We start from the raw sequence: 3711 nt of genomic DNA, 5'->3' as shown, positions 1-3711 counted from the left end.
AGGAATGAATGGGAAGAACTTATGCTTCAAACCCGAGTGGGATCTGTAGACGATTTTGAGATGCTGTACATATCCCTGGCGGACCTCCGCATCCAGGGTCTTCATTGTTTCGTTCCTGTCGAATCCCTCATTCTCCATCATTTCAAGAAACGTTTCAAAATGTATGAGGCACTTGTAGTACGTAGCATTGAGAATGCCTCTGCACATCAGTTCTTTCCGGGTTGTTTTCTGAATGTCCCGGTAGAAGCTGACAATCTGATTGATCCTGCCGCTGATTGCGTTGCCCTGGCAAATCCGCAGCCTTCCTTTTCTCCTTTCGATCATGCCGTGCTCCAGAAGCACGGCGACGGCTTTTGTGGCGTGGGAGGCCTCACCGACTGATTTCAGCAGGGCAGACTCATCCTTGCCCTCATCAGACTCGAGAAGAATCTCCAGTATGCGCGGAATGGAAGGTGTGTCGAGCAAATGCCTGTAATTGGCCACGTTGACGGAATACCTGCCTGTAGTCTATATTATTATCATCCTATTCTTCCGCAGGTTCAATACGATGCCAATGATATTTTCCGAAAATAAGACTAGCGAGCTTCTGGAAAAGTACCACCCTGTCTCAACGTCACACCTTCTGCGATACGCCATTCTTGGAAAAATTGAAAGAGGAGAAGAGATCATCCCGGAGATTCACGGCAGACAGCAGGTAAAGGAGGACGTTGTCAGGTCGTTGCTTTCAGGAGCCCACCCGTACCTCGTGTCGGAGGAGGGGACTGGAAAGACGAGACTCGCCCGGTCCATAACACGGCTCCTTCTACCGGTACCCAGGATTAAAGGATGCCCGTACAATGACGATCCCAAATGGCCGAAAGAGAAGCTTTGTCCGCGCTGTCGTGAGAGCACGCATCCGGAGCATGACTTCGGCATTGAATGGATAACGGGGGAAGAGCGTTTCTCCAGGATACAGGGGAATGAGTATACCAACGAAGCGAAGCTGCTCGGGCTCAAGGACATACAGGCGATAGCGCGAGGGATGAGTCCCAAGGACCCGCTCTCATTTGCGGGCACGGGCGTATTTCATGCGAACAGGGGACTGCTCTTTGTGGACGAGCTTCCCGCTATACGGACGAAGGTTCAAGTCCTGCTTCACCCTATAATAGAAGAGAAAAAGGCAATCCTTGAGGAATACAATTGGGAATACCCGCTTGATCTCGTCGTGGTCGCCACCGGCAATCCGGAAGGCTTCTCGCACGTGAACGAGGTGCCGAGACCTCTCCTTGACCGCCTGGAAACAATCTATATGGATCTTCCTGACGAGGATGTGGAGTTCTTCATAATGATGAACGAGCGCTTCGGTATGAAGAATGGCGATGTGCGAGAAGAGGAGAGATCTATAGATTTTCCTGATGCAATGGATCTGGGGCGTAAAGTGTACACGCCCTGGTGGACCCTTTCGCTGATCAACAAGGCAGTGCGCCAGAGCCGGAACTGCAGGTGGCTTGACCGGAAAGCGAGCATCAGGGGAACGACGCGGGCCATAGATCATACGTACTCCACTACAGAGATGGAAAGACGTCGCGTGCCGCGCCTTCTGGATGTGAGCAAGGGCTTGAGGCTGGCTTTGCGCGGAAGGGTGCAGTTGCGACAGGACCTGGTGGATTTTGAGAACCCGCGTGAGACAATGCGCAGGGTTGATGAGATTTCCGATGATCTCTTGAGAAACGCGCTCCTCGACCTGAGCAATGAGGTCACTGCCGGATGGAAAAAAGAGGATGTAATGAAAGAGGCAGAAGCGATGGTGGCGCTCGCCCCAAAGCAGTGGCCTGTTTTCTTCCAACAATCCTCCGTGCTGCGGGAGCGACTTACCGAGCTTGAAAATAGGGGAAAAGAGAAATACGGTGTGGACGGCAGCGGCGAGAGCGGCGAGGAACTTTTGAAGGCTATTAACAAGGATGCCACGACAAAAGAGGAATACTTTTCCTCGACGGCCGAGTTCTTCGCCAATGTCTGTGCCGTCAAGAAATGGATCTACCTGCAGGACGTCGAAGAGATATTTATGCCCAAGGAAATTTCATGGGGCCAAAAGGGAACGTGGCGATGAACGCGCTTTGTGATCGCTGCATGGGGTGTGAAAGCGCCGATGATAAAACGCTTTACGAGCTTGCCCATATGGACGACAAGAGCATGTCCAGCCTGGTCAACGAGTGCAAGTACAATATGAAGGAGCTTCAGGAAAAGGCTTGGGAGAGCGCGCAGAAGAGAATGGAAGAGACCAAGGCCGGTCTGGAAGGAAAAAAAGAAAAGCTGCGCGAGATGAAGGAAGGCTTTGCTTACCGGCTGCTGGAACAACTCGAGGGAGGCAAAGACCTCGAGGGTATGATGGATGAGTACCTGTCGGACGAGTCCAGGCGCGCACTGGAAGAAGAACTGTCGATGATGTCAGGGATGGAAGATGGCATCCAGTCGGAGGATATCAGGAACGGGCTCCAGGAATTCGTGGATAAGAACCTGTTAGAGATGGATGGAGACGGCATCAGGATCACGCCAAAAGGATGCAACCGGCTGGCAAAATATGTGCTCCGGAAAATATGGGAGAACCTCTCGGGTATAAACAGCGGTACCAATCCCACAAAGGACGAAGGCTTCGGCGTGAGCCACGGCTTCGCTACGAGAAAGTATGAACATGGCGATGAGTTCGACAGGATTGACCTTGAATCGACGCTCATGAAAGCAATGGAGCGGCATCGTGACGTAGAAGGGCGTATAACATTCGACGAAGAGGACATCCGGGTAAGAGAAACGCACAGCGATACAAAACTCTATGTGGGTCTTATCGTGGACGAAAGCGGCAGCATGAGTGGAGACAAGATTCACGCAGCCATGGACATCTCTGCTGCACTGTCTGAACTGATGAGCAGGAATTCACGGGACAAGATGAAGCTTCTTCTCTTCTCCAACCAGGTGAGAGAAGTGCCTTACTGGGATGTGATGAATGTCAATTTTGCCGGCGGTACCACGGACATAAAGAGCGCCTTGAAGCGCTTCAGGACTACAACGGCGCACGTAACTGCTGACAAGCAGGTCTACCTGATCACCGATACGGAGCCTAATTCAGAAGATGGCAGGTACGTAGGCTTTGAGAAAGCTGCAATAGGAGTTATCAATGAGGCCCAGGCCTATCAGCGTGAAGGCATCACGCTTAACATTATCATGCTGGACAACACTCCCCACCTCAAAGAGTTCGCAACGATCCTCGCCAGAAGAAATCTGGGAAGAGTATTCTTTGCCGAACCAAAAGAACTGGGCAGAGTGATCGTGGAAGATTATCTGCGCTCCAAGAAGAAACAGAAGCTCAAGAGAGTGAGATAAGAAACAGTTAACGGTTGACAGTTATCAGTCGGCAGGTACCAACCGTAAACTGGTAACTGTAAACCGCTAACCGATTCAGAATAATTCCTTGAATGCTTTTGCGGCTGTATAGACCGATCCTACGCCGCTGATGTAGTTAGCCACCCTCAACGCTTCCAGCACTTCTTCCCTGGTTGCGCCTGCCTGCATTGCCTGCCCTGCTAACGATTTCACTCCGTCAGATGTGCCGTGTGCTGCGTCAAGGGCCATGGCGATAAGGAGCTTGATCTTCCTGGTTAGGGCTCCGTCTGCGAAAGTGAAGTCGTTACTGCCTTGGACAACTTTGCGTAATTCCGGATCGATAGTTTCAAAAAT

At 51.4% G+C, this 3711-nt stretch carries 4 protein-coding genes; 2 read left to right on the top strand and 2 right to left on the bottom strand.

Annotation, left to right across the window (positions count from 1 at the left end; all coding sequences use genetic code 11):
* On the bottom strand, positions 1-483 hold a 483-nt coding region (locus VMT71_03935; GenBank protein HVN23093.1), incomplete at its 3' end, for a hypothetical protein.
* A gap of 64 nt (positions 484-547) precedes the next feature.
* Here VMT71_03935 and VMT71_03930 point away from each other — a divergent pair.
* Both VMT71_03930 and VMT71_03925 read left to right on the top strand, forming a co-directional pair.
* Positions 548-2089 carry an AAA family ATPase gene (locus VMT71_03930; protein HVN23092.1) on the top strand — a complete coding sequence of 514 codons (1542 nt, stop codon included), beginning with the start codon at positions 548-550 and terminating at the stop codon, positions 2087-2089.
* Positions 2062-3357: a hypothetical protein gene (locus VMT71_03925; protein HVN23091.1), complete on the top strand. Its 1296-nt coding sequence runs from the start codon at positions 2062-2064 to the stop codon at positions 3355-3357. Before VMT71_03930 ends, VMT71_03925 begins: the two co-directional genes overlap by 28 nt.
* 75 nt (positions 3358-3432) lie before the next feature.
* On the opposite strand, the gene VMT71_03920 is transcribed toward VMT71_03925, so the two are convergent.
* On the bottom strand, positions 3433-3711 hold a 279-nt coding region (locus VMT71_03920), incomplete at its 5' end, for a carboxymuconolactone decarboxylase family protein (protein ID HVN23090.1).

It is taken from the genome of Syntrophorhabdales bacterium, assembly GCA_035541455.1.
GTDB lineage: Bacteria > Desulfobacterota > Syntrophorhabdia > Syntrophorhabdales > WCHB1-27 > JADGQN01.
This window is presented reverse-complemented; position numbering and strand designations above follow the sequence as displayed.

Excerpts from the sequence above, each read along its gene's own strand:
- VMT71_03930 (HVN23092.1), top strand. The coding sequence starts at position 548 with ATGCCAATGATATTTTCCGAAAATAAGACTAGCGAGCTTCTGGAAAAG.
- VMT71_03925 (HVN23091.1), top strand. The coding sequence starts at position 2,062 with ATGGGGCCAAAAGGGAACGTGGCGATGAACGCGCTTTGTGATCGCTGC.